The organism is Micromonospora sp. DT231 (assembly GCF_049847025.1).
GTDB lineage: Bacteria > Actinomycetota > Actinomycetes > Mycobacteriales > Micromonosporaceae > Micromonospora.
Window position 1 is genome coordinate 1 of sequence record NZ_JBNCNO010000052.1, and the last position, 308, is coordinate 308.

General features: G+C 59.1%; 1 rRNA gene. It reads right to left on the bottom strand.

What is annotated here, in order from left to right:
* Positions 1 to 246: 246 nt before the first annotated feature.
* Positions 247 to 308, bottom strand: a 16S ribosomal RNA gene (locus ACPXBU_RS34875); the annotation flags it as partial.

The window sequence follows — 308 nt, forward strand, 5'->3', positions numbered from 1 at the left end:
AAAGGGGGCTGGCCAAGTCTCTGAAACAACAACCACACGGGTTGTTCCTTCAGGACCCAACAGGGTGCCTACATTCTCCCCCAGCCGCACCAACAGCAACCGTTCCCACCACCAAAGTGGCTGTACTAAGCGCCGCCGGCCGTTGCCAGGGCAAAACTTGCCAGTGTCTCCGCCATTCGAGCACCCCACCACCAGATTCGGGCAGTGCGGGCTCCTTACCGACTTTCGTCGGAAGGTGCTCCTTAGAAAGGAGGTGATCCAGCCGCACCTTCCGGTACGGCTACCTTGTTACGACTTCGTCCCAATCG